The 26,737-nt window shown below is 52.5% G+C and carries 23 protein-coding genes, 1 tRNA gene and 1 pseudogene; 11 read left to right on the top strand and 14 right to left on the bottom strand.

The genetic code is table 11. From position 1 onward, the window contains the following. Positions 1-4: 4 nt before the first annotated feature. The 6 genes from bamC to ypfH all read left to right on the top strand — a co-directional run bounded on the left by bamC (position 5) and on the right by ypfH (position 6,267). Positions 5-1,084 (top strand): outer membrane protein assembly factor BamC, encoded by a 1,080-nt coding sequence (gene bamC / locus ETV65_RS23990; RefSeq protein WP_129955591.1) that lies wholly within the window; start codon positions 5-7, stop codon positions 1,082-1,084. A 56-nt stretch (positions 1,085-1,140) separates the two neighbouring features. Beyond that, a complete protein-coding gene (gene purC / locus ETV65_RS23985; RefSeq protein ID WP_015698209.1) occupies positions 1,141-1,854 on the top strand; it encodes a phosphoribosylaminoimidazolesuccinocarboxamide synthase in 714 nt (237 codons plus the stop codon). A 225-nt stretch (positions 1,855-2,079) separates the two neighbouring features. Beyond that, positions 2,080-2,955, top strand: a complete 876-nt coding sequence (locus ETV65_RS23980) for a neutral zinc metallopeptidase (RefSeq protein WP_129955590.1) — start codon at positions 2,080-2,082, stop codon at positions 2,953-2,955. 113 nt (positions 2,956-3,068) lie between these two features. Further along, a complete protein-coding gene (locus tag ETV65_RS23975; protein ID WP_129955589.1) occupies positions 3,069-3,521 on the top strand; it encodes a DUF441 domain-containing protein in 453 nt (150 codons plus the stop codon). Between the two features lies 1 nt (position 3,522). Continuing rightward, complete coding sequence (locus tag ETV65_RS23970) at positions 3,523-5,508, top strand: GNAT family N-acetyltransferase (RefSeq protein ID WP_129955588.1); 1,986 nt, start codon at positions 3,523-3,525, stop codon at positions 5,506-5,508. A gap of 108 nt (positions 5,509-5,616) precedes the next feature. Further along, a complete protein-coding gene (ypfH, locus tag ETV65_RS23965; protein WP_129955587.1) occupies positions 5,617-6,267 on the top strand; it encodes an esterase in 651 nt (216 codons plus the stop codon). A 77-nt stretch (positions 6,268-6,344) separates the two neighbouring features. On the opposite strand, the gene ETV65_RS23960 is transcribed toward ypfH, so the two are convergent. From ETV65_RS23960 to acrD, 7 genes are all read right to left on the bottom strand, one after another. After that, entirely contained in the window at positions 6,345-7,445 is a 1,101-nt protein-coding gene (locus ETV65_RS23960; protein ID WP_129955586.1) for a phosphoserine transaminase, read from the bottom strand. Between the two features lie 2 nt (positions 7,446-7,447). Next, entirely contained in the window at positions 7,448-8,746 is a 1,299-nt protein-coding gene (locus ETV65_RS23955) for a hypothetical protein (RefSeq protein WP_240782877.1), read from the bottom strand. A 109-nt stretch (positions 8,747-8,855) separates the two neighbouring features. Beyond that, positions 8,856-9,041 (bottom strand): YpfN family protein, encoded by a 186-nt coding sequence (locus ETV65_RS23950; RefSeq protein ID WP_013576544.1) that lies wholly within the window; start codon positions 9,039-9,041, stop codon positions 8,856-8,858. Positions 9,042-9,051: 10 nt separating this feature from the next. Then, positions 9,052-9,711, bottom strand: coding sequence for a M15 family metallopeptidase (locus tag ETV65_RS23945; protein ID WP_205951638.1), 660 nt, complete (start codon positions 9,709-9,711; stop codon positions 9,052-9,054). 11 nt (positions 9,712-9,722) lie between these two features. Then, the gene (gene dapE, locus ETV65_RS23940) at positions 9,723-10,850 is read right to left on the bottom strand and encodes a succinyl-diaminopimelate desuccinylase (RefSeq protein ID WP_129955584.1); all 1,128 of its coding nucleotides are present in this window, start codon (positions 10,848-10,850) and stop codon (positions 9,723-9,725) included. Between the two features lies 1 nt (position 10,851). Beyond that, the gene (locus tag ETV65_RS23935; RefSeq protein ID WP_129955583.1) at positions 10,852-11,235 is read right to left on the bottom strand and encodes an ArsC family reductase; all 384 of its coding nucleotides are present in this window, start codon (positions 11,233-11,235) and stop codon (positions 10,852-10,854) included. Between the two features lie 448 nt (positions 11,236-11,683). After that, on the bottom strand, positions 11,684-14,839 hold the full coding sequence (gene acrD / locus ETV65_RS23930) for a multidrug efflux RND transporter permease AcrD (protein ID WP_129955582.1): 3,156 nt from the start codon (positions 14,837-14,839) through the stop codon (positions 11,684-11,686). Between the two features lie 330 nt (positions 14,840-15,169). Between acrD and ETV65_RS23925 the strand changes: the two genes are divergently transcribed. After that, a complete protein-coding gene (locus ETV65_RS23925) occupies positions 15,170-15,460 on the top strand; it encodes a winged helix-turn-helix domain-containing protein (RefSeq protein WP_129955581.1) in 291 nt (96 codons plus the stop codon). A 72-nt stretch (positions 15,461-15,532) separates the two neighbouring features. Then, positions 15,533-16,123, top strand: coding sequence for a GDP-mannose pyrophosphatase NudK (gene nudK / locus ETV65_RS23920; protein WP_129955580.1), 591 nt, complete (start codon positions 15,533-15,535; stop codon positions 16,121-16,123). 55 nt (positions 16,124-16,178) lie between these two features. On the opposite strand, the gene ETV65_RS23915 is transcribed toward nudK, so the two are convergent. Continuing rightward, positions 16,179-17,354, bottom strand: coding sequence for a hypothetical protein (locus ETV65_RS23915; RefSeq protein WP_129955579.1), 1,176 nt, complete (start codon positions 17,352-17,354; stop codon positions 16,179-16,181). A gap of 254 nt (positions 17,355-17,608) precedes the next feature. Here ETV65_RS23915 and ETV65_RS23910 point away from each other — a divergent pair, with 254 nt between their 5' ends. Continuing rightward, positions 17,609-18,676: a DUF1176 domain-containing protein gene (locus ETV65_RS23910; RefSeq protein WP_129955578.1), complete on the top strand. Its 1,068-nt coding sequence runs from the start codon at positions 17,609-17,611 to the stop codon at positions 18,674-18,676. Between the two features lie 98 nt (positions 18,677-18,774). On the opposite strand, the gene ybcJ is transcribed toward ETV65_RS23910, so the two are convergent. Both ybcJ and folD read right to left on the bottom strand, forming a co-directional pair. Further along, entirely contained in the window at positions 18,775-18,993 is a 219-nt protein-coding gene (gene ybcJ, locus ETV65_RS23905) for a ribosome-associated protein YbcJ (RefSeq protein WP_129955577.1), read from the bottom strand. A gap of 32 nt (positions 18,994-19,025) precedes the next feature. Beyond that, a complete protein-coding gene (gene folD / locus ETV65_RS23900) occupies positions 19,026-19,898 on the bottom strand; it encodes a bifunctional methylenetetrahydrofolate dehydrogenase/methenyltetrahydrofolate cyclohydrolase FolD (RefSeq protein ID WP_129955576.1) in 873 nt (290 codons plus the stop codon). A 185-nt stretch (positions 19,899-20,083) separates the two neighbouring features. Here folD and ETV65_RS23895 point away from each other — a divergent pair, with 185 nt between their 5' ends. Both ETV65_RS23895 and ETV65_RS23890 read left to right on the top strand, forming a co-directional pair. Further along, entirely contained in the window at positions 20,084-20,995 is a 912-nt protein-coding gene (locus ETV65_RS23895; RefSeq protein WP_129955575.1) for an L-lactate dehydrogenase, read from the top strand. 145 nt (positions 20,996-21,140) lie between these two features. Further along, positions 21,141-21,217, top strand: a tRNA-Arg gene (locus tag ETV65_RS23890). A gap of 957 nt (positions 21,218-22,174) precedes the next feature. Here ETV65_RS23890 and ETV65_RS23885 read toward each other — a convergent pair. The 4 genes and pseudogenes from ETV65_RS23885 to vgrG form a co-directional block, all read right to left on the bottom strand. Beyond that, a pseudogene (locus tag ETV65_RS23885) lies at positions 22,175-22,411 on the bottom strand (PAAR domain-containing protein); the annotation flags it as partial. A 12-nt stretch (positions 22,412-22,423) separates the two neighbouring features. Further along, the gene (locus ETV65_RS23880; RefSeq protein WP_129955573.1) at positions 22,424-24,328 is read right to left on the bottom strand and encodes a hypothetical protein; all 1,905 of its coding nucleotides are present in this window, start codon (positions 24,326-24,328) and stop codon (positions 22,424-22,426) included. After that, entirely contained in the window at positions 24,318-25,076 is a 759-nt protein-coding gene (locus tag ETV65_RS23875; RefSeq protein WP_129955572.1) for a hypothetical protein, read from the bottom strand. The genes ETV65_RS23880 and ETV65_RS23875 overlap by 11 nt, the downstream gene beginning before the upstream one ends. Positions 25,077-25,086: 10 nt before the next feature. Further along, the coding region (vgrG, locus tag ETV65_RS23870; RefSeq protein WP_129955571.1) for a type VI secretion system Vgr family protein at positions 25,087-26,737 on the bottom strand (1,651 nt) is incomplete at its 5' end.

The raw sequence follows: 26,737 nt of genomic DNA, 5'->3' as shown, positions 1-26,737 counted from the left end.
TTTGATGGCCTCTTTATTTGACAAGAACAGTTTCCAGATGACCCGTTTGCAGAAAACGGCGGTAGCGAAAGTGGTCGGGGTTTCCCTGATCATGTTGCTGGCCGCCTGTTCAAGTGATCAACGTTACAAACGCCAGGTCAGTGGTGATGAGTCCTACCTGGATGCGGCAGGGCTGCATGAGCTCAAAGCGCCGACCGGCATGATTTTGCCAGTGCAGAACGGAACGTACGAAATTCAGCCCGGTGCAATGCAAGGCGCGGTAGGTAAGCAGCTTGACATCCGTCCTCCTTCCCAGCCACTGGCGCTGCTGAATGGTTCTCAGACGCAGTTTTCTGGTGACAGCAGTACCGTATTGTTGGAAAACACCGCACAGAACCGTGACCTGTGGAATAACGTCGTGAAAGCCGTTGAGCAAAATAACTTCAAAATTGCCAACCGTGATGACGCTAACCAGACGCTCACCACTGATTTCATTGACTGGAATCGTGCGGATGAAGACTTCCAGTATCAGGGACGTTATCAGGTTAGCGTGAAACAGCAGAGCTACCAGTTAGCGCTGACGGTGAAAACGCTTGAGCTGAAACAACAGGATAAAGCTGTGACGTCTTCCGCTGAAATCCAGCGTTATAACAGCCAGATGATGAACTCCATCACGGCGAGTCTGGATAAAGTGCAGCAGGATACGCAGGCGCGTCTCGACAACCGTCGTGTTGGTGAGATTGACGTTCAGAGCGGCGCAGATGATACCGGCCTGCCGGTGCTGATTGTCCGTGAGAACTACGGCGTTGTGTGGGATCGTCTGCCAAATGCCCTGGCAAAAGCTGGCATGAAAGTGACCGACAGCAGCCGTCCGCAAGGCACATTGTCTGTGACCTACAAACCGCTGAATGACGATGCATGGCAGACACTGGGTGCGAAAGATCCGGGCCTGACTTCCGGTGATTACAAACTTCAGGTTGGCGATCTGGACAACCGCAGCAGCTTGCAGTTCCTTGATCCGAAAGGTCATGCTCTCAGCCAGTCGCAGAACGATGCGATGGTGGCGGTCATGCAGGCCGCGTTTAGCCAGAGCAGCGCAAAATAATACCAAGGGGCTCCGGCCCCTTTTTACATCTGTTTTTTCCACTGGAGTAAGTAAAGATGCAAAAGTTAGCTGAGTTGTATCGCGGCAAGGCGAAAACCGTCTACACCACCGAAAACCCGGACCTTCTGGTACTGGAGTTCCGTAACGATACGTCAGCACTGGATGGTCAGCGTATTGAGCAGTTCGACCGTAAAGGCATGGTTAACAACAAATTTAACCATTTCATCATGGCTAAGCTGGAAGAAGCCGGTATTCCAACCCAAATGGAACGCCTGCTGTCTGACACCGAAGTGCTGGTGAAAAAACTGGATATGGTCCCGGTTGAATGCGTTATCCGTAACCGTGCTGCAGGTTCGCTGGTAAAACGTCTGGGCATTGAAGAAGGTCTGGAACTGAATCCGCCGTTGTTCGATTTGTTCCTCAAAAATGACGCCATGCATGACCCGATGGTCAACGAATCGTATTGCAAGACGTTTGGCTGGGTGAATGAAGAAAACCTCGCACGCATGAAAGAGCTGAGCTACAAAGCCAACGACGTGCTGAGCAAACTGTTTGATGACGCCGGTCTGATCCTGGTCGACTTCAAACTGGAATTCGGTCTGTTCAACGGTGAAGTGGTGCTCGGTGATGAGTTTTCTCCTGATGGCAGCCGCCTGTGGGATAAAGAAACCCTGAACAAAATGGACAAAGACCGTTACCGCCAGAGTCTGGGTGGCCTGATCGAAGCTTACGAAGAAGTCGCTCACCGTATCGGTGTGAAACTGGACTAAGCTGCGCATTATTTTTTTAGCCAGGCTGCGCAATCGTTTACGCAGTCTGCGCTGGCGCTAAACGGGGGGCGGATACCGCTTCCCGTTCTTTTATTTGCGTTTTATTTTTGTCTTCCTGCCCTGCTTTCTTTCATTTAATTCTGACTTCCCTAAAATTACGTCCCTTCGCGGATGGTATTAACCGCGTGTGCTGGCTAGTCTTACAAAAACAGTCTGGAGGTGATTATGCGTTGGCAAGGGCGTCGCGAAAGCGACAATGTAGAAGACAGACGCGGACAGGGAGCTAACAGCGGCGGTTTAGGTGGCGGAGGAATGCGCCTGCCGATCCGTGGCAAAAGCGGTATCGTGATCATCATCGTGGTGCTGGTCGCCGGGTATTACGGTATCGACCTGACGCCGCTGATTGATGGTGGTCAGTCCGGCGGCATGCAGCAACAAACACAATCACAATCCATCAGCCCGAAAGATGACGAGCAGGCAAAATTCACCTCGGTGATCCTTGCCTCGACAGAAGACACCTGGAAAGACATTTTCCAGAAGCAGGGCATGACTTATCGTGAGCCCAAACTGGTGATGTATCGCGGCGCGACCCGCACCGGGTGTGGTACCGGCCAGTCGGTAATGGGCCCGTTCTATTGCCCGGCGGACAGCACGGTCTATATCGACCTGTCTTTTTATCAGGAATTACAGGACAAACTCGGGGCGGGGGGCGATTTTGCACAGGGCTACGTTGTGGCGCATGAAGTCGGCCATCACGTGCAGAATCTGCTGGGCACTGAACGCAAGGTTCGCCAGTTGCAACAGGGCGCATCGCAGGCTGTGGTAAACCAGCTATCGGTAAAAATGGAATTACAGGCTGACTGTTATGCCGGTGTCTGGGGACATGCGATGCAGCAGCAAAACGTTCTCGAAGAGGGTGACCTGCAAGAAGCGCTGGATGCCGCACAGGCCATCGGCGATGACCGGTTGCAACAGCAAAGTCAGGGGCGCGTGGTGCCGGACAGCTTTACCCACGGGACTTCCCGGCAGCGTTATACCTGGTTCAAACGCGGGTTTGATACCGGTAATCCTGACCAGTGTAATACCTTTGCCAGCCGCTGATTATGTGGCAGGAAGCGCTGGTTTGCTGCTAAAAACTGTTTAATAATCAGTGACTGATCCGGAGAGGTCTGCGGATCTCTCTTTCATTTTCATGTTGACCCGCTGGGAACGCCATGGCTTTTCTCGATCCAACGCTATTGATCTTACTTGTCTTCGCCGGTCTGGGCATTATCAGCCATAACAGCGCCGTCACCATCGCCATGTTTTTCCTCCTCACGGTGCGCATCACGCCGCTGAACAGCTTTTTTCCGTGGATAGAAAAATACGGTCTGACCCTCGGTATTATTATTCTCACTATTGGGGTAATGGCACCGATTGCCAGCGGAAAAATCAGCGCCAGTACCGTTGTACATTCTTTCCTCCACTGGAAATCCATCGTTGCCATTCTGGTTGGTGTGCTGGTGTCGTGGCTGGGCGGGCGTGGCCTGACGCTGATGGGCACGCAGCCGCATCTGGTGGCTGGCCTGTTAGTAGGCACCGTGCTGGGGGTGGCGTTATTTAAAGGCGTGCCGGTCGGGCCGCTGATTGCTGCCGGTCTGTTATCGATGATTATCGGGAAAACCTGAGATGTCTGCCACTTTGCTACAGCAACAGTTGCAGCGGCTGGGCGTCCGGCGTTTGCTGGTGTTCAGTGGCGCAACGCAGTGGTGTGAGCAACAGGCGATTCTGTTTTCTGCACATAGTGTGGGTGACTGGCTCTGGCTGAGCGATTCACCGCCTGACGGCGTCACTTCCTGTCCGCCTTCAGCGGCACATACGTTGCTCGGGCAGGATATTTTTCACGGTGTGTTTGATGCGCGTTATGGTCTGAATGTCGAGGCACTGGCGGCGTTTTCAGGCACATTAAAAGCCGGAAGCTGGCTGATTCTGCTGATACCGGAATGGCATTGCTGGGCTGACACGCCGGACGCGGACAGCCTGCGCTGGAGCGAGCAACCCCGGCCAATCCCCACTCCGCGTTTTATACGTCGTTTCCGGTCTTTCCTTGAGCAAGACTCTGGCATTACGATTTGCCGGCAGGGTCAGCCTTTAACTATTGCTCCTCTGCCTGCCGCACCCGACTGGCTGCCACCCGACGGCCAGCCAACCTCTGAGCAGTCCCAGATTTTAAAACAACTGATGCAGGCCGGTTCCGGCGTGTGGGTGCTGACCGCGCCGCGCGGGCGGGGGAAATCGACACTGGCGGGAATGCTGGTCAAACACTGGCCGGGTACCTGCCGGGTAACCGCACCGGCTAAAGCCTCTGCCAGCCAGATCCTTAATCAGCAAACAGACTCTGCCCGCTTTATCGCACCTGATGCATTGCTTGCCTTATGTCGCGAAGGCGCGGTAACCGGCGTTGACTGGCTGATCATCGATGAAGCTGCCGCCATTCCGGCCCCGATGCTGTCGGAAATTATCGCGGCTTTTCCGCGCGTGTTGCTCACCACTACGGTTCAGGGGTACGAAGGCACCGGACGCGGATTCTTACTCAAATTCTGTGCGTCTTTGCCGCAGTGGCATGACCTGCGTCTGAACGCACCCATCCGCTGGTCATCATCCGACACGCTTGAGCCGTTTATCAGCGATTTATTACTGTTTGACGAGCATTTGCCGGTGGCCGGTGAGGCGCGCGGTACATCAGAAATTTTTCCGATTCATGCTGACGACTGGCTGAATGAACCGGTGCTGTTAGAGGATTTCTACGGCCTGCTGACCAGCGCACATTACCGCACGTCGCCGCTGGATCTGCGGCGTCTGCTGGATGCGCCGGGCATGACGTTCAGCGCCTCACGGCACAACAATACGCTGACCGGCGCGTTATGGCTGGTGGATGAGGGCGGCCTTAGCGCAGCGCTGGCGCAGGAAGTCTGGGCCGGAAGACGGCGTCCGCGCGGGAATCTGGTGGCGCAGTCGCTTGCCGCGCACGCGGGGTTCCCGGAGGCTGCCGTCATGCGTTCACGGCGCATCAGCCGGATTGCCGTGCACCCGTTATTCCGTCGTCAGGGGATTGCCCGTCATTTATTGTTGACGCAGAAACGGCAGGCTCAGCAGGCGGGGCTGGATTTTCTGTCGGTCAGTTTTGGTTACACCACGGAGCTGGCTGCTCTGTGGCAGCAGACCGGATTCCGGCTGGTACGCATGAGTATGCACAAAGAAGCCAGCAGCGGGTGTTATGCTGCGATGGCGATATTACCGCTGAGCGCGGCGGGGCAGGCACTGGCGGACAACGCCGTGCATCAGCTTCAGCGGGACTGGCGCTGGCTGGCACCTCAGGTGGATTTAACTCTGCCGCTCAATATCGCTGCAGATACACAACCCGATGACGCCGACTGGCGCGAGCTGAGCGGATTTGCCTTCGCCCATCGTCCGCTGGAAAGCAGTTTACCTGCGCTCAGCCGTGTTTTGCTGCACAGTGATTTGCCGCTGACGGCGTTGCGTGCGTATTTGCAGCAAGGGAAAAGCGTGGCGGACATCGTACAACACTTGCGGCTTTCCGGGCGCAAAGCGCTGGTTTCGCGCTGGCGTGAGGAAACGCAGCAGATACTGAAAGAGGCGGGTATGGGCGGATAAGCCCCCGCTTTCATTGCAATAAATGGAAAGACTCGTTCAATAAAACCCGATTTCACTGACCGGCAGGCGGCGTATAGTGAACCCATTATTCGACAACGGGAGAGAGCAATGAGCTCAGAACAGATCATCGTCCGGCAGCCGGAGGAAAGGGCTAATCAGCTGATTTTATTGTTTCATGGCGTAGGCGATAATCCGATTTCAATGGGGGAAATCGGTAAATTTTTCGCTGTTTCATTTCCGCAGGCGCAGGTGATCAGCGTCGGCAGTCCGGATATCTGTGATTTTGGCCGGGGCTTCCAGTGGTTCTCAGTTCAGGGTGTGACTGAGCAAAACCGTCAGCCGCGTGTCGATGCCGCAATGCCAGTTTTTGTGCAGATTGTGCGTGACTGGCAGCAAAAAACCGGTGTCCCGCCGGAACACACCACATTAGTCGGTTTCTCGCAGGGCACCATCATGGCGCTGGAATCAACGAAAGTAGAAGAGCATCTGGCGTCGCGTATTATCGCGTTCAGCGGACGTTTTTCAACGCTTCCGGAAAAACCGATTGCCGCCGGTACGGTCGTGCATTTCATTCATGGGGAGCAGGATCCGGTGATTAATCCGTTCCAGTCGAAAAGTGCGGCAGAACGTCTGAAATCATTAGGTTGTGAATGTACGCTCAATCTTCAGCCGGGCATGGGCCACGGGCTGGATTCGCATATGATTAATACGGCGATAGCGCATTTGAAAAACTACGAGCCGAAATCACATCAGCATTAATTTTTCGCGACTTTAATAAAAAATGCCCCCGGCTGTATCACAACCGGGGGCGTTTTTTTATGGCTGACTGAGGGTGATTATTTGCGGTTCTTACGCATGAAATCATCCATGAAGTTCGTCAGCTTTTCGGCTGCCGGCAGCGACAGGGCGTTGTAGATAGAGGCACGGATACCGCCAATCGCGCGGTGACCCGCCAGGCCGGAAAAGCCAGCTTCATGGCTCTCTGCCAGGAATTTTTTCTCCAGGTCCGCATCAGGCAATTTAAAGGCCACGTTCATAGATGAACGGTCTGCTTTGCTGCTCCAGCCATTGTAGAAGCCATTGCTATTGTCGAGCATCGCGTATAACAGTTCCGCTTTATGGCGGTTGGTCTGTTCCATATTTTCCAGACCGCCAACATCGTTGAGCAACCAGCGGGTGACCAGCAGTACAACGTAAATCGCAAACACCGGCGGCGTATTGAGGTTGGAATGGGATTCAACCTGACGACGGTAGTTCAGGAATGACGGCAATTCATCTGAAGATGCTTTCACGACGGTATCGTGCACCAGTACGATGGTGACGCCTGCCGGGCCGATGTTTTTCTGTGCGTGGGCGTAGATCACGGAAAATTTGTTCGCATCGCACGGTTTGGACAGAAAATCAGAAGACATATCGCAGACACGGGGCACATCGTCGCGGCCGAGAACGCGCTGGAACTGTAATCCTTCCACCGTTTCGTTAGAGACATAATGCAGATACGGCGCATCAGGCGAGAATGCCAGCTCTTCGTCCGCAGGCAGACGGTTAAATCCGCAGGACTCACCGCTCCACAGGACTTTTACCGGCCCTTCGCGACGCGCTTCGGTGACGACTTTACTGCTCCAGTAACCGGTATCCAGATATTCGGCGGCGTGCTTCTGACCGCGTAACAGGGTCATCGGCACCATCGAAAACTGCTGTGTTGCACCGCCCTGCAGGAACAGGATATGGAAATCTTTCGATAACCCGAGCAGGGCCCGGATGTTGTTTTCTGTTTCCTGCACAATGGCGGCAAACCAGTCTGAACGGTGGCTGATACCCAGTATCGACAGCCCCACCTCCGGCACTTCTTTTATTGCAGCTTCAACCTGAGTGAGCACGGTTTCCGGCAATGCACCAGGTCCACCGGAGAAATTCAGAGCGTTACGTGAAATCATATTTATTCTTGTCCTTTAAACGCATCAGCAGAGATGTTGGTGTGCGCCAGGGCACGGGATAGCAGCAACTCGCGGCATGCTGTTTTAACTTTATTCATGTGGATTTGTTTGTGCGGGAACATCACTTCCAGATCCATCGCATGTACCACCATGGCCGGATCGATTTCAAACACCAGCAACCTGCCGTCCGGCGTTTCACTGCAATCAATGCCCAGATAATCAAGTTGCGTGGCGTCATAAATCGCTTGCAGCGCCTGTTGATGGCGCGTCGCAAATGCCCGGAAGTTGTTCAGAAATGCCGCTTCTTCTTCGCGTTTTTGAATGTCTTCGTACATGAAAGCGTTCACGTAATGCACCATCCAGTGGGATGAAATCGCCATATGACAGGCATAAGGCACGCCATCGATCAACGAAATTCGGTACTTACGGAACTGGCCGTCTTTATTGCTGTAATCAATAAACTGCGACAGGAAATAATCTTCAACCTGCACGCGGGTCAGATAGTCCGCGAGTGTTTTCTGACAGGTAATTTTTTCCAGACCGTGGCCGCCGTGCGAACCGGCAGGACGCAGGATCACCGGATAGTGGCTTTCAGGCAACGCATCGTGCAGCGTGGTTTCTCCGGCGGCGACGGCCGATAAAGTGGCAAATGTCACCGCATGCGCCTGTGCAATGGCTAAACCGGGTTTGTTTTGCAACAACCGGCTGGCAGTGTGGCGCTCAGAATTCGGGATATGTTGTGGCGCATTGATAACAGGCACCGGCCAATGTTGCGTGACATTCTCAAGTTGCTGCAACAGGAACAAATTTTCAGTGGTGGCGCTGATGCCGACCATCATTAAATCGTGCTCAGGGATCGGGGCTTCAAACGGGGCTTCTTGCGTAATGTAGTAATAAATCAGCTCGATATCGCTGTTTTCCAGCAGGCAATCCAGCGGTACGTTCGCAGAAAGCGTACCGGGCACCATCAGTATCAGTAAGCGTAATGTTGCCGGTTGTCGCGCGGCACGAAGGGTATAGACCTGCTGCATCGCCAGTGCCTGATTCTGAATAGTCAGACCCAGTTCAGTGCGTTGCAGACACAGCATGACGGTAGAAAGATTCATCCACAATACGGCGTCATCAGGGGATTGCTGCGCACGGGTGATCAGCACCTGCGCAATGTCAGACCATTCTTCGCCTGCGATGCTCATGCGTAAAAACGGAGCCAGACCCAGAAATTGCGAGGCGTCGAAGCGTTCAGGCACTGCGTGGTCCGCCCGGGAAATAGGTAATGTTTGCAAAGGACTTGCTCTCTCCATGCATCAGTTTCATGTCGCATGATAATGGCAGGAGAGAAAGTCAATCGGCGGAGAATCGCTAGATTATCCGCCGACTAATATTGATTAACGATGAGAGGCTGACGGGGCGTTACTTTTTCTTTGGCCAGTCGTCATCTTTATCCCACTCGGCATTATTGTCGCGATGCGGCGGGATTTCAGGTTTGTCTTTCAGGAACTTTTTCACATCAACGCGGTTCAGCTCTTTGATACCGCTGATGAACATGCCGACCAGAATGATCAGAACGATCCACCAGTAATCTTTAATCCACTCCATGGTGTACTCCTTAAAGGGGTGAGGGGGCGATAAATCGCGGGAAAAGGGTGTCTATTTGCCCGGCTAACCAGTCTGCGGCAGCCACGTCTTTTCCGGTCCAGGCGCTGAGTAAGACCTGCGGCGTGAGCTGTTTTTCACATTCCGCCGCCAGCGGCTGGTAGCTCAGATGCCAGGGTTCGACAGCCACGCCGCCGCGGTCTTCGGCATACGGGCGGTAAAAACCAAACTCTGCCATATGCGCTGACATCCATTGGTTCAGCGGATAAAAATACCCGTCTTGCTCATATTCCCACGGCTCCAGTTGCAGCGTTTTACCTGCCGGAAGCAATGAAGGATCATACACATCCAGATCACTGCCCCAGTGGTGACGGCTGGCGCCCGGCAGTGCAGACCAGCGTAAAATCAGCTCACAACGTTCTGCGGTCGTCAGTGCACGGATATCTACCGGCTGGCTGTTCTTATCTAATACTGGTCGTTCGCCGCGAAATTTGCCATTCCAGATGGTCAGTTGCCGATCGAAATCACGAAAGGTACTGGCCGGTTGTAAGTCAAAACCAGCCTCACGGGCTGCCTGATGCATTTTTTCAAATGCGTGTGCCGCCTCTTTCTGCAACCGGTGTGGCCCTTCACCCAGCGTCACCAGATGTGCAACGGAGCGCCCGGTCAGCATCTCGTGATCGATCATGCGACTAACTGTTCCATGATGCGCTGATACATGCGGCTGAGCACCTGCAGATCGGCGGCATGGACGCATTCATTGATCTTGTGGATAGTGGCGTTGACCGGCCCGAGTTCGACCACCTGCGCCCCCATCAGTGCGATAAAACGCCCGTCTGAAGTACCGCCGGTAGTTTGCAGTTCCGGCGTGATTTCGCTGTAATGACGCACCGCATTGACCACCGCATCCACCAGCGCACCGCGTGATGTCAGGAAGGGCTGGCCGGAAACCACCCAGTTCAGGGTGTATTGCAGGTTATGCCGGTCCAGCAGTTCTGCCACGCGCTGTTTGATAATGTCATCGGTCAGCTCGGTGCTGAACCGGAAGTTGAACTGCACATACAGTTCGCCCGGAATGACGTTGTTGCTGCCGGTGCCCGCGTTGATATTGGCGATTTGCATGCTGGTCGGCGGGAAGAATTCGTTGCCGTTATCCCACACGGTAGCGACCAGTTCGTTCAGTGCCGGCATGGCGCGGTGCACCGGATTATCTGCCAGATGCGGATACGCGACGTGTCCCTGAACGCCATGCACATGCAGATTGGCAGTCATGGAACCACGGCGGCCATTTTTCACGATATCGCCGACGCGCGTGGTACTGGAAGGCTCACCTACCAGACAGTAATCAAGGCGTTCATTGCGCGCCATTAACGCATTCACTACTTTCACGGTGCCGTTAACGGCGCTGGCCTCTTCATCAGAAGTAATGAGAAAAGCCAGACGCCCCTGATGGTGGGGATTGGCGGCGACAAAACGCTCCGCTGCCACCACCATCGCCGCCAGGGAACCTTTCATATCTGCCGCACCGCGACCATACAACATGCCGTCGCGCAGCGTGGGCTCAAACGGGCCGGTGACCCAGAGTTTGTGATCGCCGGTCGGGACGACATCGGTATGTCCGGCAAATGCCAGCGTTTTACCTTCTCCCCGCGTTGCCCAGAAGTTCAGGGTATCGCCGAAATGCATCGGTTCAATGTGAAAACCAATGGCCCTGAGGCGGGCAATCATAATCTCCTGACAACCGGCATCATCCGGGCTGAGGGAAGGGCGGCGGATTAACTGTTGGGCTAAATCGAGAACCGGACAACTCATGTTACTTCACCTGTGCGAGGAATTGCTGATAGATTTCTGGTTTGAATCCCAGCAGGGACTGACCCTCTGCGGCCAGTAAAAATGGGCGTTTGATTACCGCAGGTTGTTCCAGCATCACGGCTTTGGCGCTGGCTTCGTTATTGCAGGCGGCGCGTGTCGTTTCATCGAGCTTACGCCAGGTTGTCCCGCGAGTATTAAGCATGGCTTCCCAGCCCTGTTTATCCAGCAGGTTTTGCAACAACGCACCATCCAGTCCTTCGACACGGTAATCATGAAACTGATAGTCAACCCCGTTTTCTTCCAGCCAGCGTCGGGCTTTTTTGACGGTATCGCAATTTTTTATGCCGTAGAGAATAAAAGAGGTTGGAGCAGAAGTCGTTGCCATAGAAAAACGTAACCTGTCAGTAAAATAAGAACTTTTCACCCGCATAAAAACGGGCGTAAGGATAGAACACATAATGAGGCAAAACGTCGGCAGGATCCAGACAGGGCGGGATTGTGATCGCGCTTAAAAAATAATGATGGAGTTTTTGCATGGTTAAAAAATAGACGTATAATGCGTTCGTCCAATCAAGGGGAGTAAAATGTTAGAACAAGAGTTAGGTCACTGGAAAGACTTTATCGACCGTATGTTGAAAGCGTAATTGCCCCACATCGTTACCGTTAAAGCAAAGAAAAGATTTATTCTCAGTGCAGCACGTCATTATAAAAAACGTTTGTTCAGGAAGATCATTACGTCCGATTTATCGACGATTCTCACAGCCAGTAAATCATTAATAAAGAAGGCGTTAATCTCTATTAACGCCTTTTTTGTTGTCCGTTATCCAGCACCGTTATTTATGTTCTGCGGGCACAGTCTCAACGATATCAGCAATCACCGGATGCACGATTTTCCCGGGAAACCGGCGGCGGATCAGGACGAAGAACAGCGGCACGAAGAAAATGGCCAGAATCGTTGCGGAAATCATCCCGCCGATCACGCCAGTACCGACCGCGTGCTGGCTGCCTGAACCGGCACCCATGCTGGTTGCCATTGGCAAAACACCGAAAACAAACGCCAGCGAGGTCATCAGAATCGGACGCAGACGCATTCTTGCGGCTTCCAGGGTGGCCTCCAGTAATGCCTTCCCGCGGACATTCAGATCATTGGCAAATTCGACAATCAGAATCGCGTTCTTCGCCGACAAACCAATGATAGTCAGCATCCCGACCTGGAAATAGACATCGTTTTCCAGCCCGCGCAGCCAGGTGGCAATGACCGCCCCCAGTACCCCGAGCGGCACCACCAGCATGACGGAGAACGGAATTGACCAGCTCTCATACAACGCGGCCAGACACAAGAATACCACCAGCAGGGAAATCGCATACAGCGCCGGTGCCTGTGAGCCTGACAGCCTTTCCTGATATGACAGTCCGGTCCATTCAAGGCCAATCCCGACCGGCAATTTTGCTACCAGTTTTTCCATATCATCCATGGCGGTACCACTGCTGATACCCGCTGCCGGTTCGCCCACAATTTCCAGCGCGGAATAGCCATTATAACGTTCCAGACGTGGCGAACCGGTCAGCCATTTTGACGTCGCAAAAGCGGAGAAGGGCACCATGGTTCCGGCCGAGTTTCGCACATACCAGCGATCGATATCATCCGGCAACATGCGGTATTTTGCTGCGGCCTGCACATAGACTTTCTTCACGCGGCCACGATCAACGAAGTCATTGACGTACGTTGAGCCCCACGCGGTGCTCAGCGTGCTGTTGATATCCGTAATTGCCACACCCAGAGCCTGCGCTTTCACCTGATCGATATCGATCTGCAACTGCGGACTGTCATCCAGACCGTTGTGACGCACACGGGTCAGATTGCTGTCTTTAGCGGTCATCGCCAGTAACTGATCACGTGCCGCCATCAGCGCGTCGTGGCCCAGCCCGGCGTGATCTTGTAATTCCATATCAAAGCCGGTCGCGCTGCCGAGACCATTGATGGCAGGTGGGCTGCTGGCGATAACACGGGCTTCAGTGATCTTGTTAAACGCTTTGGTTGCCCGTTCAATCAGGGCAAAGGAAGAGTCATCTGTGCCGGTACGTTCATCCCATGGCGTCAGGCGCACAAACATACGTGCGACGTTCTGCCCGTTACCACCCGGCCCTGCACCTATGGTCGAGAACACCGACAGTACGTCTTTCTTATCTTCAGTCAGAAAATACTTTTCGACCTTTTCCACGACTGTTTGGGTTTGCTGCAACGTCGAACCCGGCGGCAACTGAATCTGCACGGTGAATACCCCGCGGTCTTCCAGTGGCAGAAACGACGTGGGTAATTTGATAAACATGACCGCCAGCACCGCGACCAGTGCGGCATAACCGAGCATGTAACGCAGGCTGTTACGCAGCACCCGTGCCACGCCGTTCTCATAGCGACGGGCGTTGCGGTCAAACATCCGGTTAAACCAGCCGAAGAAGCCGCGTTTGCCGTGGTGATGCCCCTGCGTGACGGGTTTAAGAATGGTCGAACACAGCGCCGGTGTCAGTGTCAGGGCGACAAAGACTGACAGTACCATCGCCGAGACAATCGTGATGGAGAATTGGCGATAAATCGCGCCGGTGGTTCCGCCGAAGAACGCCATCGGCACGAATACCGCTGACAGCACCATCGTAATCCCGACTAGCGCACTCTGAATTTGCCCCATCGATTTTCGCGTCGCCTCTCGGGGACTGAGGCCTTCCTCGCTCATTACGCGCTCGACGTTTTCCACCACCACGATGGCGTCATCCACCAGCAAGCCGATGGCGAGCACCATCGCGAACATCGTCAGGGTATTTATGCTGTAGCCGAACTGATGCAGTACGGCGAAAGTCCCCAGTAAGACCACCGGCACGGCAATCGTCGGGATCAACGTAGCGCGGAAGTTTTGCAGGAATAAATACATCACCAAAAACACCAGCACGATAGCTTCAAACAGCGTTTTCACGACGTCCGTGATTGCCGCTTTAACAAATGGCGTCGTTTCGTAGGCAATTTCGGCTTTCAGACCGTGTGGAAAATAGTGAGAGAGTTCGTCGAGACGTGCACGAACGGCTTTGTCCGTTTGCAGTTCGTTCGCACCGGACGCCAGTTTCACGCCCATACCGGAAGCCGCCTGTCCGTTATACCGGCTCAGCAGCGCATAGTTTTCTGCGCCAAGACCGACAGTTGAGACATCGCCAAGTTTGACCTGTGAGCCGTCCTGGTTCACTTTCAGCGTGATCTGGCGGAACTGCTCCGGCGTCTGTAACTGCGCCTGGGCATTAATGGTGGCATTCAGCGCCTGAAAATCCACCGAAGGCGCGCCGCCGAGCTGGCCCACGGCGACCTGACTGTTTTGCGCTTTGATGGCGGTGACCACATCGGCAGTGGTCAGCTGGTAATTATTGAGTTTATCCGGATCCAGCCAGATACGCATCGCGTACTGTGAGCCGTAAGCATCGATGCTGCCGACGCCGGGCACGCGGCTCAGCGGATCCTGAATATTGGAAGCCACATAATCGGCAATATCCTGTTTATCCATACTGCCGTCTGTGGACACAAACGCCACCATCATCAGGTTGGTATCACCGGTTTTTGATACCGTCACCCCTTGCGTCTGAACATCCTGTGGCAGACGTTTAAGCGCCTGTTGCAGTTGATTTTGTACCTGTTGCAGCGCTTCATTCGGATCGGTTCCGGCAGTAAAACTCAGGGTAATCTGCGATTTACCGTCGTTACTACTCTGTGAAGACATGTACATCAGATTATCGAGGCCGGTCATGTTTTGTTCAATAATCTGAGTAACAGTGTTTTCTAATGTTTGTGCTGATGCACCGGGATAGGTTGCAGAAATCCTGACGTTTGGCGGAGCCAGATCGGGATACTGCTCAACCGGCAGAAAATAGATAGCGAGTGCGCCGGATAAAGAAATGATGATCGCTAAAACCCAGGCAAAGATTGGGCGATCGATAAAAAAGTTAGCCATGCTTCAGAAACCTCGTTGTCACTCTGGCGTGAGTGACTAACATCAGCAAACAAACACAATGTCAGTAATCTGACAAAAAAATCCCCTGAGCGTCATCTTCTCAGAGGCGGTACCGTCCCGGCGGGACTGAGCGAGTGTTAGAGTGTAGTGCTACATCAGTGCACTTTACCTTCTCATCACGTATAAAACGTGGAGAAATAAAGGAGATAATGTAAAAAAAACCTCCCCGCACACAGGGTTATCTCGCAGACAGATTCGCTAAAAGCGGCTACGCTTTGACTGCCCGCTTTTTTTAGCCCCCATTCTTATGTCCATACCGGAGCCGTTCAGATGAGTTTGATGTTAAATTCGGTTTTCGCCCGTCGTCTCTACCTTTGCTGGTTGCTGGACACTGAGCAAAAACCGAACGTACCGAAACTGATGGAAATCACCGGCTGGCCGCGCCGCACTTTGCAGGACGTTCTGAAAGCGCTGCCGGGCATGGGCGTTGAGCTGGAGTTTGTGCAACAAGGTGTACGCAACAATGACGGGTATTATCAGCTTTCAGGCTGGGGGCCACTGGATGCAAAGTGGATTGAACGCCATCGTGAACAATTGCTTAATGCAATTGAGCACGGCTGAATCTGGCGGGCGCGGTGTAATATCGCTATGATGTCTGGCTTCTCTCACCCCCTCTGAGCGGAGGCACGCTTTATGTCATCTGATGACAATTCATCCAGAATCGAAAACGTCCGGAACCAGTTACTGTCTGATAACTGGTATGTTCTTCGCAAATATACCTATGATTTAATCAAGCGTAATGGCGAACGCCAGCCGCAATCCCGCGAAGTGTATGACCGGGGTAATGGCGCGACGATTCTGCTTTATAACCGTCCTAAAAAAACCGTCCTGCTGATCAGACAGTTCCGTATGCCGACCTACGTCAATGGCAACCCGACCGGTATGCTGCTGGAAACCTGCGCCGGTTTGCTCGACAACGACTCGCCGGAAGATTGCATCCGTAAAGAAGCCATCGAAGAAACCGGTTTTGCGGTGGGCAAGGTAGATAAACTTTTTGAAGCCTATATGTCGCCGGGCAGCGTGACAGAAATCGTACATTTTTTTGCGGCGGAATATGATGAGTCGCAGCGTCAGAACGCCGGTGGTGGTGTGGAAGACGAGGACATTGATGTGCTGGAGGTGCCCTTTACCGAGGCACTGGCGATGATCAAAGACGGGCGCATCAAAGATGGTAAAACCATCATGTTGCTGCAATATGCGCAGATTCAGGGCTGGCTGGCGTAAAGAGGACCGGCGAAATGCATTAACGCCAAAGGCACCCGCAGGTGCCTTTGTTGTTTCAGTGCTCCATGTTTATCACGGTACTGCCTGCGTGACCTTTCATGGCAGACCACGGCAAAACTGACCATTCCGGGCCTTCGCAAGAACGCATAACGCGGGCAAAGGTCGGATCAAAATACAGCCCTTTTGGCGTGAAATACCAGGCCGGGAACTGCCAGACCGACGGGTCTGAGTAATCGCAATCGTCTTCGCTTTCTTCTGTCGGTTTTTTCATTTGTTGCGGATAGGCCACTGCCAGCTGTTTTACCAGCCACGGTGCCCATTTTTTATCGCGGTACTGGGCGAAGGTATCGAAATCCACATCGTTCTTACCGGTGAGGGCGCGATCTTCAGCATTCAGATAGTGGAATGGTGCACCATCGCCCACCCAGATCACATCTTCCAGCGTCAGTGTTTCTGCAGTTTTTGCGTTCAGGTTGATCGGTGCCTCGCCAAAATCAGGATGCGCGCCACCGCAATCATAAGAAGTAAACACGCTGATACTGACGACCTGGTCGCTCATGTATTCAGGCGTCACTGTCTGCTGATATTCACCCTGACCAAAACGACTGGCACCCAGCATACAGGCATGCCAGCCGCTGACTTCCTGCCATAAACGGGCGCGTAGCTTCTGGTTAATGGCCGGTAAACTGGCTTCCGGATAGCCGGAGACAATCTCAAAGAAGCTGATTTTCGACTGTGGCTCAGTCCACCATTGCAGCTGATAACCCATAAAGTTTTCATTTTTACCGGCTTTCAGTTGCAGCGCGGATAAACGCAAATACTCATATGGATCGGTGTGGAACAAAGAACTGAGATAGCCGTCGTCAGTGGCTGCTGCCGGTAACTGCGCAGGCTGAAGCTTAACCGGCAGATTTTTGCCCTGCGGGTTAGTCCAGTTGCCTTGCCAGCCACCGTTTTCATCTTTGGTCAGCGTCAGTTCAGGACGCGGCGTATCGTCGAAATCATCCAGGCCTTCCTGTAATTTTAGTTCCTGACCATCCAGCACCCCGTTCAGCGGCAGATCCAGCCGGTATTTTTGATAGAAATACCGGCCGGTGACTTCGTCAGGTTTATTTAAATCGAGTTCGACAACAATACTGGTGCTACCCAGTGTGCCGGCGTACACCACCGGCGGCTCTTCAGCCAGCGCAGGCAGTGATAACAGCGTTATCATCAAAACCAATAACTTCATCCGTATCTCCCAGAGAAATGATCTTCATCCTTTCGCCATTATTGTTTGTTTTTGGCTCAGCCAGTGTACTGAAAGTTTCCCTGCGTCACCATTACGGCTTCTTGCCTGTCATGAAAAATTATTGTCTGCCGCACACCCTGCTGGCAGAGTATCTCTTTCTAAATCCGAATAAAAAATGCTGAATTGGTGGCAGAGTCTTGCCGGGGGTTACGCTATTATCAGAAAGATAATTTCGAACAGAGCTGAAACTCATAATGTGTAAATGGATAACCGCCCCTTTATGCCTGCTGGCCACAATACTGGCTTTTAGTGTGCAGGCTGAGCCGTTGCAGGCTATTTATAACGACTGGCAGGTCAGCTGTGACAACCTGAATCACTGTGTCGCGCGCAATTCGCAGGACGGGCAGGAGCTGGTCATGAAAATCACCCGCGAAGCCGGACCGGAAGGAAAATCCTCCGTCAGTATTGATTATCAGCGTAACAGTGATGAGCAGACGGCGGATGTGCCGGTTGCTAACCATTTGCAGATGAACGGCAAAACGCTGAGTTTTAATCACCGCGAATGGGATGTCAGTACAAAACATCTTTCCACCACTAACCGTCTGGTGGTGAATGATTTTATCGCCACTGTCCGCGAAGGCAGTAGCATTCAGCTGGCAGTAAAAGCCGATCCGGCTCAGCCTGTCAGGCCGGTAATCTCCCTCAAAGGCATAAAAGCCGCGCTGCTGGCGATTGATGCGCAACAAGGCCGTGTCGGCACCAAAACCGCCTGGGTTAGCCGGGGTGCAAAACCTGCCAGCAGTGTGCCGCCGATCCCGGCCACGCCGGTCATTGCGCGTTTCAGCGAACCGCATGCGTTATCTGAAACCGAGATTTCAGCCATTACACAAAATGCCGCGACCACCATTGAAAATAACGATTGCAGTCTCGACCCTTCCGAACGTGAAGTGCATATTTTCGCTTTGAGCAACGATAAAGCCCTGATGACCGTCAACTGCGATATGGGGGCATACAACCTGTATGCGCTGGGTTTCCTGGTTTCGCGACAGGCGCCTTATAAAATGGAAAATCTGACGCTGAATATGCCGTTTAAACTGGGTGAGGATGATGAGTCGCCGGAGCTTATCAACGCTGATTTCGACCCGAAAACCGGTATGCTCTCGACCTACGATAAAGGACGAGGCATCGGTGATTGTGGCGTCTCTTCGCGCTGGGTGTTTGATGGCAAACAGTTCCGGTTGGCGGCTTTTGCCTCTGAGCCCAGCTGCGATGGTTATAGCCGTGGTGGAGAATGGCCGGTATTGTGGGTGACGCAGCCGTAACGGATGCCCGGGCTTGTGCTCAGCCTGTCAATGAAAAATGCCCTGTGAGCTTTCGCTTCCAGGGCATTTTCTTTTACGTTGCAACGTCGCAGGAAAGATTATGCGGATGCTTTCACAACGACTTTATTGCTGGCGAACTCAACATTCATATCAGCAACGATTTTGCAGCGTTTACGGGTTTCGACTTTACCGTTGACCTTAACCTGGCCTTCGGCAATCACTGCTTTCGCCGTACCGCCGCTGTCACACCAGCCCATAAATTTGAGCAGATCGCACAGTTCAACGTGCGGGTGTTTTTCGAGAAAGAAAGTTTCCATGTATTCCTGACTTTTTGTGTAATGCAAATGGTTTAAGGCTTACTGGCACTGATATCGTGATATTCCTCGCATGCCTGCAAGGTATTTTGAATCAGCGTCGCGACCGTCATCGGGCCTACGCCGCCCGGCACCGGTGTGATAAAGGAAGCACGCTCAGCGGCGGCATCATATTCCACATCGCCGACAACTTTACCACTTTCCAGACGGTTAATACCGACATCAATGACAATCGCGCCTGGTTTAATCCATTCGCCGGGAATAAAGCCCGGTTTACCCACAGCGACAATCACCAGATCGGCATTCTCAACATGGTGGCGCAAATTCCGGGTGAAACGGTGCGTGACGGTCGTGGTGCAACCGGCCAGCAGTAATTCCATGCTCATCGGACGGCCCACAATATTGGAAGCACCGATAACAACAGCGTTCAGCCCGAAGGTATCAATACCGTAACGCTCCAGCAGCGTCACAATGCCGCGCGGTGTACATGGGCGCAGCGTCGGTGCACGCTGACACAAACGACCGACATTATACGGATGGAAGCCATCGACATCTTTATCCGGGTGGATACGCTCCAGCACTTTAATGTTATCGATACCGGCAGGCAGGGGAAGCTGAACCAAAATGCCGTCGATGGCACTGTCGTTATTGAGTTTTTCGATCAGTTCCAGCAACTCACCTTCGGTGGTGGTGGCAGGGAGATCATAAGAACGGGAGATAAACCCGACTTCTTCACAAGAACGACGTTTGCTGGCGACATAAATTTGTGATGCCGGGTTTTCACCGACCAGCACGACAGCCAGACCTGGGGCGCGTTTTCCTTCAGCCAGTCGTTGTTGAACACGCGCCGCAACTTCGCTTCTGACTTGCTGCGCAATCGTTTTACCATCAATAATCTTTGCTGCCATCAGGGAGTAAATCCATCAATTAATAAATGCAGGGGGATAAGTCTATTTTGTCAGAAGCGGCGGACGCTGTCAGGCGTTGAATGCGAATAAGTTGTTATTCACGGCTGAAAATTTAACCTGAGACAGGGGCGGAAAAAGTGTCTATTTTAGAGCTGGCTCTTTTTAAATCATAAGGAAAGGAACAAATGACACGCAAAGTGGGGATCATCGGTGCCGGTCATGTGGGTGCTGACGTTGCATTCTCGTTGGTCACGCAGGGTTTGTGTGACGTAATAGTTTTACTCGACGAAAACGAACCTAAAGCAGCCAGTCAGGCGCTGGAGTTGCGCGACATGGCGTCGCTGACGACCTCACGCGTACAGGTTATTGCCAATGATTATAGCGAGCTGCATGACGCCGATGTCCTGGTGATTGCCGTTGGACCGAAAACATTGCTGCGTGAAGACCGCCTGGAAGAACTCGCTGAGACCCGCGCCGCCGTGCGCGAAGTGATCCCCCGCGTGATTGCCAGCGGCTTTGGCGGTGTGATCGTCAACATCACCAACCCGTGTGATGTTATTACGCAGATTATTCAGCAGACCAGCGGATTCCCTGACGCACAGGTCTTCGGCACCGGCACCTCGCTTGATACCGCGCGCATGAAACGTGTCGTGGGCGAATTTTTTGGCTTTGATCCGAAAAGTGTCACCGGTTATGTGATGGGCGAACACGGAGAATCACAGTTTGTGGCCTGGAGTACCGTCACCCTCGGCGGACGCCCGGTGGCTGAACTGGCAGGCGACCGTGACGTCGACTGGGTAAAAATGAACGATGCTGTACGGGGCGGAGGTTGGGAAATCCTGCAGGGGAAGGGGTGGACAAGTTTTGGCATTGCTACAGCCACTGCCAGACTGGTGAATGCCATTTTGTCTGACGCCCATAGCGTGTATCCGGTTTCTGCCCTGGATGAAAAACTGGGCGTTTATATTGGTCAGCCAGCCGTCATTGGCAAAAAGGGCATTGTACAAACACTGCTGCCGGAACTGACCGCTTACGAAAGCGTGGCTTATCATGCTTCCGCCCGTGTGATAGCTGCCGCGCTGAAATCCGACAAATAGCCGATACCGTGTACATAACCTTGCAAGACAGCCGGGAATATCTGCAAATTGCTCAGGCATTAAGCAGTGAGTTCGAAAGCCATTGACTCATCCCGGTCTGCCCGTATAATCCGAACCCGCAACGCTCCCGAAAGGGACAAGCAATGCGCCCTTAGCTCAGTTGGATAGAGCAACGGCCTTCTAAGCCGTAGGTCACAGGTTCGAATCCTGTAGGGCGTACCATTCAAAAACAACGACTTACACATTAATCTACCTCTAAAAGCAAATTGTAGCGGGTGTCCTAACGGGTGTCTTTGCCTGCTCGCGCCTAGCATCACAAAACCCTTCCCGCACGAATCGCCACAAACCCTAAATATTTTTCTGTGCTTACTAAATAAGTGAGTTTTGTACTCATGCTGTCCCTGTAACTACTCAGGGATAGAGTTCCGGTTAGCGTTGAGCCATCGCATACAAGGGCAGGTTGCATTGCCGGAATAAGTGAATCACCGAAATGAATGAACGCCATTGGTGAGCGCCGTTGTATCCCCTCCCCGCCGTTGCGATTGAGTTTGCGCGTAGGCAATGGGAGAGAGAGAGGCAAGGGGGGCGCGGCAGAGCAATGTCAGGCTCGAATCAGACCCTTGACCCACGCACAGACGGCATTCTGGGGCGGGGCAAGTGAAAACCTAACCGGAAACTTAAGGTAAGGCACTTGAAAGCGCGGACAGGTCGGGGCTAATCCCTAACCTTGTTCGTGCCGTGCTTCCTCCCGTTGCTTAGGAATGGCTGTTATTGGCACCGTCTGGCATCACCGTAGAAATATTTTCCGTATAGTTTTTGGGCAGGATAAGCCCACAGAATTGCAGTGATTGAGCAATGAGCAAAGCCGCTCGCAAAGTCAGAGAGAATGCCCGCAAAAGGGCTAACATTCTGGTAGGTGCAAAGCCGAAACAGATGGAACAGGAAGACGCCCGCACACAACGAAAAGAGGTTTTGTTAAGTGCAGAGGCTAAAGCCCACCTAATCGAAATGCGTGCAGAGGGATTTTGTCCCCCGAATACGTTACCCACAGTTCAGCAATATTCACGATACGCAGCATTCAAGAATTCACAGGCCGCAGCCAATCGCGCCCGAGCTATGCAGGAAGAAACAAGCCTGTATGTAGCTGAGGGTGGCGTAGTCGAAGTCCACGGCTTGTGTGCTGGCAAACACCTTTGCCCCGCAGGCTGTTTTACAGCCATGTACCACAATGCCACGCCCGCCTTCTTCATAGCCCATATCGCACTCAACAATAGCGTTACTGCCATGTTCAGGGCAGGAGAACGTATCGTTCAGCAAGGCGGCTTTTTTACCATCAATTTCAAAGGTTGAGGAGGCAGAAGTCACACGACCTCCATATGAACTGCTGTCACCTAATACCACGACTTTTTTGCTCATGTTCAGTCTTCCTTAACGTCCACCGTGTTTATAAATTTCCATTTCTTTCATTTTAGCGGGTTCATCTGGCCCCATCCCACCGGCTGATTCTGCAACCACTTCAGCCGGACGGGTATAGTGAGGATGTTCACCGCTTGAGAAATAAGGATCCGATATTTGCCAGTCAGCAAGCCTGCGGTATTTTTCCAAATCACTCTTATTGTTTGAGCACTCGCAAAAGCCAATGGGTAAATCGTAGGCAACCACCCGAATCATGAAATCGGGATCTAGTGGTAATGTACTGTGATCGCTGGGTTGTGAAATAAACTTGCCGATACGGGCATCTTTTTGTTCACGGGTTTCACGACGCCGTGTGAATTGCCCTCGCGTATCGTCGTGAGAGCCGGGTAAAGACCATGTAGGTGAAGAGGGGACGGATATCCATTGCTCTTCATATAGGGAGGCATAGTAAGGAAAAGTGTCATCGTTAATTTTTCCACTGGAATATTGCCCCCAGCCTTTTCCGTCGGTTCCGTCAGCGGGTTTATCCCCAACTCGCGTGCCATCAAAACTCAAGGGTATATCAAAAGATTCGGGAACCTTTTCACCGTTGATAAATAGTGTTTGATTTGCTGGGGGAGCAGGATAAATGAATTCACCGCCGTCATCCCAGAACGGTTTGCCTGCGGGGGGAAGCGTTCCAAAAGGAGTGTGAACCAGAGGGTCTCCGCCACAATGCAGGCCTCGGGCCATCATCCGCTGGAACAGATGACCCTGGTGACCTGTAAGCAGCTTATTAATATTGCCATCAGGAGTATTGGGGATGCCTTGCCAGCCGATACTACGAATGGCTTTCATACCCATAACACGGTCATGAGCATTACTGTAAACCCAGGTGCGGCCATGATTGTCGCGCTCATAAGTACCGTTTGGTCCCATCCCTGTTGGCTTCCAGCTCTTATTATCAGCATCGACTCCGACAACCAGACGGCTATAGTCCGCAGGTGTCATCCTGTTAGCTTGCTGAGCAACTTTCTTAACTACATTCTCAAACGTGGCAACCCTGGCTTTAGTCGATATGCATTCATTAAACGGGTAGGCGAACCTGTCCATCGTTTTATGTTCAAGCGCATAAGGTGAATTCATCACAAATAAAGCATCAGGACCGGTTTTGGCAAGCAAGGTTGCCGCCATCGCAATCATCGTCCCCTGACTATGGGACATCAGCGTAATGGTATCTCTAGGATAATCATTTCTGATGGTATCCATTAAATTAGCCAGCCTTGTTGCAGCGTGGGCATAATATTGTCTCGCAGGAGCGTCTGAAACTAACCGGTCTAACTCAGTATTTGCGGCCTGAACGCTGAAAGGGATCGGCATTTCCTTCAGCCATTTGCTAAAGCCTTCTTCACTCCATAATGACACCAACTGGTCGCAGCCATTTTGAAATGCACCGCCCCCCCAATAGAACGGTCCCTTAGCTTGCAAATGACTGTCAGAAAGCTTTTGGTATTTTTTTAGATCGTGATAATCATCACCTTCAGCATTTCTCAGGGGAATTTGGTATTTTACGTCAGCGCTTTTTCCAGCTGAATATCCCCAGTAGAAACGAATAATCGGAGATCTACCTTCTTTAATTACACGACGAATGTCTTTCTTACCATCTGAATACTCATTTTCCTTCAGTCTAACATCGACTGGCAAATTTAACCGTGTAGTCAAACCGGCACATAAATTTTTCTCCGCTTCATTGTACCATTCCCCCTCAGAGTTTACCCCGTGAACCAGAATAATAAGGCCAGGAAGCTGTATTGGGTGCTCACAGGCTGCCCGAGTTTTATTATTTGATGGTGAGCACATGCTAGTCCACACATGTTTGCCATTATCATCAATATGCACCGGTGCAACACGTAATGGTTCTTTTGAGTTATTGGCCATTTTGCGGCGTCTCCGTTGCTTTATGGTCAAATACTTGCTTTTCTGTCTTGATAAAATCATGTGTAACAATAGAGCGGTTACATGAAAAATATGAAGTACCAGAAGGTGTTCGTATTGCGTCAGGTAATTTATCTACCCGAGATTCATCTTCATCAGTGGGGGATGGGAAAAGTTGATATTTATAGGAAAACATAGCTTTACTGATGATATAATAACCATCATCAACAATTGCCACTTCAATATCATCACCTGAAAAACCAAAGCCTACAGGAAGAGATATTTCCTTTTTATCACCTGACCAATATTGTAGTTTTGCATTACAATTTCTACGTTCGCTGGGGCAAAACATCATCAGATAAGGAGCCACGATAGTTTCTTCCCCGGCTGCATAAATGAATTTACCTTGCCAGGCTATCGTAGGGTTTTTAGTTAAAATATCATTACTACTTGAACCTCCGCTGATATAAATTTTCTTACCAAGCTTAGTGTCGTTATAATAGACAATGCCTCCATGATCACAGTCTTTGTAATTTTCCAGCGTAAAAAATCTGTGGTCATCAATCCGATAAACAACTTGTGGTGGGACATTGTAAATCATGTACTCAACCACCCCAGACTGCTCAGTTAGTCCTGCTCCACCGGTTGTCATAGCAAAGCCGTCTGCCGCCGTGGGGATATGACAGGCGGTAATTAGCAGGCAAGAAAAAATTGTGGCTGAAGCACACGCAAGCTTATTCAGTGTTTTCATTCTTTCATCCTTAAAGTAATTCAAAACTCATACCGTCGAGTAGTGTGCTCTGAACAAGAGCCGTTTTTCCTGCAGCGTCAGTCACGCCTTCCTGCACAGAACCGTCGGGCAATGTCATCCGGTATTTGGCGTTAGGGATAGGTTCGCCGCTGAGAGGATGTACGAGTGCGAATTTCTCATCGAAATTCTCTGGCTCGAAGGACTTCATGGCACCCTGCATGCTGCCGGGACCGTTTTTACTGATACCCTGATTTTTCACCAGCAGTTTCCCCGGCCCGCCAATTTCAACGTTACCGCCTTTCAGCTTGATGTAGGCTCCGCCGCAGATCAGAACCAGCTCGTCCTGTGCTGTCACCGTCATTTTTTTGCCACTGGCAATATGCGTATCGTCCGTTGACCAGGTGGTGAATTTCCCGCCCTGCGCCTGAACGTCGATGTCGCCTTTGGCGGCAAACATTTTGGTTCCCTGTCGGCTATAGAGGCTGATTTTCTCACCGGCGGCGACGGTGAATGTCTTCGTCGCGCCGATATCCACCTGTTTACCGGCGGTCAGCGTCAGGCTGTCTTGCGCGTACAATTGCATACTGTCCCCGCTGACAATACCGACGCCTTTTGGTGCGCTTAAAAGCAAAACGGCCTGCTGAAGTTTGTCGAGTTTCTGCTGTAACAGCGTCTGTTGCCGGTCGATGTCTGCGGCTAATGCCTGGGCCTGTTGAGCACTGGCCGACAGGCTCTGCATGTCTACCATCGCACTGGAAAGGAGTGCTTTGGCCTGTTGCATGTCCAGTTGCTGACCTCCGGCACAAGCCTGCACATCGGCGGAAATAAACACACCCTTGCCGCCACGAACGGCCACCCAGTCGTCGGTGCGCAGTTCGGCGCCGTGACCGCGGTCTTTACGTTTGTCATCGACCAGCGCACCCAGGTTCAACTGGCTTTTGCCGCTGGCCGGTGTGGAAAGCTTGATGTGTTCTTTCCCGCGCGTATCGTCCAGTCGCAGTTTGTTATTAGCGGGAGTACGGATAACGTTCCGCTTGTAGTTCGGTAACGCCACATGATCCGGATGCCGTGAATCGTGCAGCGCATAAGCAATGTACGGCCGGTCAACGTCGCCGTTCTCGAAGGCAATCGCCACGCCGGTGGAGTCCAGCAGCGGCATATGGAAGCCGTAAGTATCACCGGAATAGGGTTTTGCCAGACGCAGCCAGCAGCTCTCAAAGCCTTTCTGCCATTCGGTGCGGTCGAAACCAAACCGGGCGCGGTACAAACCGTCGGCGCTGATATGGGCGTAAGGTTCATCCGGATGCGCGCTGGAGATGCGGGCAGGCAGCGTGCCGGTGACGGTCGGCCACGGCAGCAGAGCGGGGCGATAAGGATGCCGGGTATTGCGCGGCACGGCGGTGAAGGTGACAAAATACGCCGTGTCGCGGGCAACGTTGGTAGAGTTCGTGGAAACTATCAGCAGGCCGTCCGGCGCTTCCGGCCAGTCTTTACCGGGCGTGGTAATGACCATTCCCGGACGCAGCGTCATGCTGTTGGACTTGCCCTCGAAGGTGATTTGTTCGCTCAGATAACGCTCCTGACGGCGTCTGGCGTACCACATCCCCTGACCGGGCTCGTTGCTGTATTCCTTGCCCGGCTCAGGATAGGACTCACCCCAG

Source organism: Rahnella sp. RFA10(1/100), assembly GCF_004195115.1.
Taxonomy (GTDB): domain Bacteria; phylum Pseudomonadota; class Gammaproteobacteria; order Enterobacterales; family Enterobacteriaceae; genus Rahnella; species Rahnella perminowiae.
This window is presented reverse-complemented; position numbering and strand designations above follow the sequence as displayed.

What these genes read in the sequence shown, in the direction of transcription:
- bamC (WP_129955591.1), top strand. Translation starts at nt 5, where the DNA reads ATGGCCTCTTTATTTGACAAGAACAGTTTCCAGATGACCCGTTTGCAG.
- purC (WP_015698209.1), top strand. Translation starts at nt 1,141, where the DNA reads ATGCAAAAGTTAGCTGAGTTGTATCGCGGCAAGGCGAAAACCGTCTAC.
- ETV65_RS23980 (WP_129955590.1), top strand. Translation starts at nt 2,080, where the DNA reads ATGCGTTGGCAAGGGCGTCGCGAAAGCGACAATGTAGAAGACAGACGC.
- ETV65_RS23975 (WP_129955589.1), top strand. Translation starts at nt 3,069, where the DNA reads ATGGCTTTTCTCGATCCAACGCTATTGATCTTACTTGTCTTCGCCGGT.
- ETV65_RS23970 (WP_129955588.1), top strand. Translation starts at nt 3,523, where the DNA reads ATGTCTGCCACTTTGCTACAGCAACAGTTGCAGCGGCTGGGCGTCCGG.
- ypfH (WP_129955587.1), top strand. Translation starts at nt 5,617, where the DNA reads ATGAGCTCAGAACAGATCATCGTCCGGCAGCCGGAGGAAAGGGCTAAT.
- ETV65_RS23960 (WP_129955586.1), bottom strand. Translation starts at nt 7,445, where the DNA reads ATGATTTCACGTAACGCTCTGAATTTCTCCGGTGGACCTGGTGCATTG.
- ETV65_RS23955 (WP_240782877.1), bottom strand. Translation starts at nt 8,746, where the DNA reads ATGGAGAGAGCAAGTCCTTTGCAAACATTACCTATTTCCCGGGCGGAC.
- ETV65_RS23950 (WP_013576544.1), bottom strand. Translation starts at nt 9,041, where the DNA reads ATGGAGTGGATTAAAGATTACTGGTGGATCGTTCTGATCATTCTGGTC.
- ETV65_RS23945 (WP_205951638.1), bottom strand. Translation starts at nt 9,711, where the DNA reads ATGCTGACCGGGCGCTCCGTTGCACATCTGGTGACGCTGGGTGAAGGG.
- dapE (WP_129955584.1), bottom strand. Translation starts at nt 10,850, where the DNA reads ATGAGTTGTCCGGTTCTCGATTTAGCCCAACAGTTAATCCGCCGCCCT.
- ETV65_RS23935 (WP_129955583.1), bottom strand. Translation starts at nt 11,235, where the DNA reads ATGGCAACGACTTCTGCTCCAACCTCTTTTATTCTCTACGGCATAAAA.
- acrD (WP_129955582.1), bottom strand. Translation starts at nt 14,839, where the DNA reads ATGGCTAACTTTTTTATCGATCGCCCAATCTTTGCCTGGGTTTTAGCG.
- ETV65_RS23925 (WP_129955581.1), top strand. Translation starts at nt 15,170, where the DNA reads ATGAGTTTGATGTTAAATTCGGTTTTCGCCCGTCGTCTCTACCTTTGC.
- nudK (WP_129955580.1), top strand. Translation starts at nt 15,533, where the DNA reads ATGTCATCTGATGACAATTCATCCAGAATCGAAAACGTCCGGAACCAG.
- ETV65_RS23915 (WP_129955579.1), bottom strand. Translation starts at nt 17,354, where the DNA reads ATGAAGTTATTGGTTTTGATGATAACGCTGTTATCACTGCCTGCGCTG.
- ETV65_RS23910 (WP_129955578.1), top strand. Translation starts at nt 17,609, where the DNA reads ATGTGTAAATGGATAACCGCCCCTTTATGCCTGCTGGCCACAATACTG.
- ybcJ (WP_129955577.1), bottom strand. Translation starts at nt 18,993, where the DNA reads ATGGAAACTTTCTTTCTCGAAAAACACCCGCACGTTGAACTGTGCGAT.
- folD (WP_129955576.1), bottom strand. Translation starts at nt 19,898, where the DNA reads ATGGCAGCAAAGATTATTGATGGTAAAACGATTGCGCAGCAAGTCAGA.
- ETV65_RS23895 (WP_129955575.1), top strand. Translation starts at nt 20,084, where the DNA reads ATGACACGCAAAGTGGGGATCATCGGTGCCGGTCATGTGGGTGCTGAC.
- ETV65_RS23880 (WP_129955573.1), bottom strand. Translation starts at nt 24,328, where the DNA reads ATGGCCAATAACTCAAAAGAACCATTACGTGTTGCACCGGTGCATATT.
- ETV65_RS23875 (WP_129955572.1), bottom strand. Translation starts at nt 25,076, where the DNA reads ATGAAAACACTGAATAAGCTTGCGTGTGCTTCAGCCACAATTTTTTCT.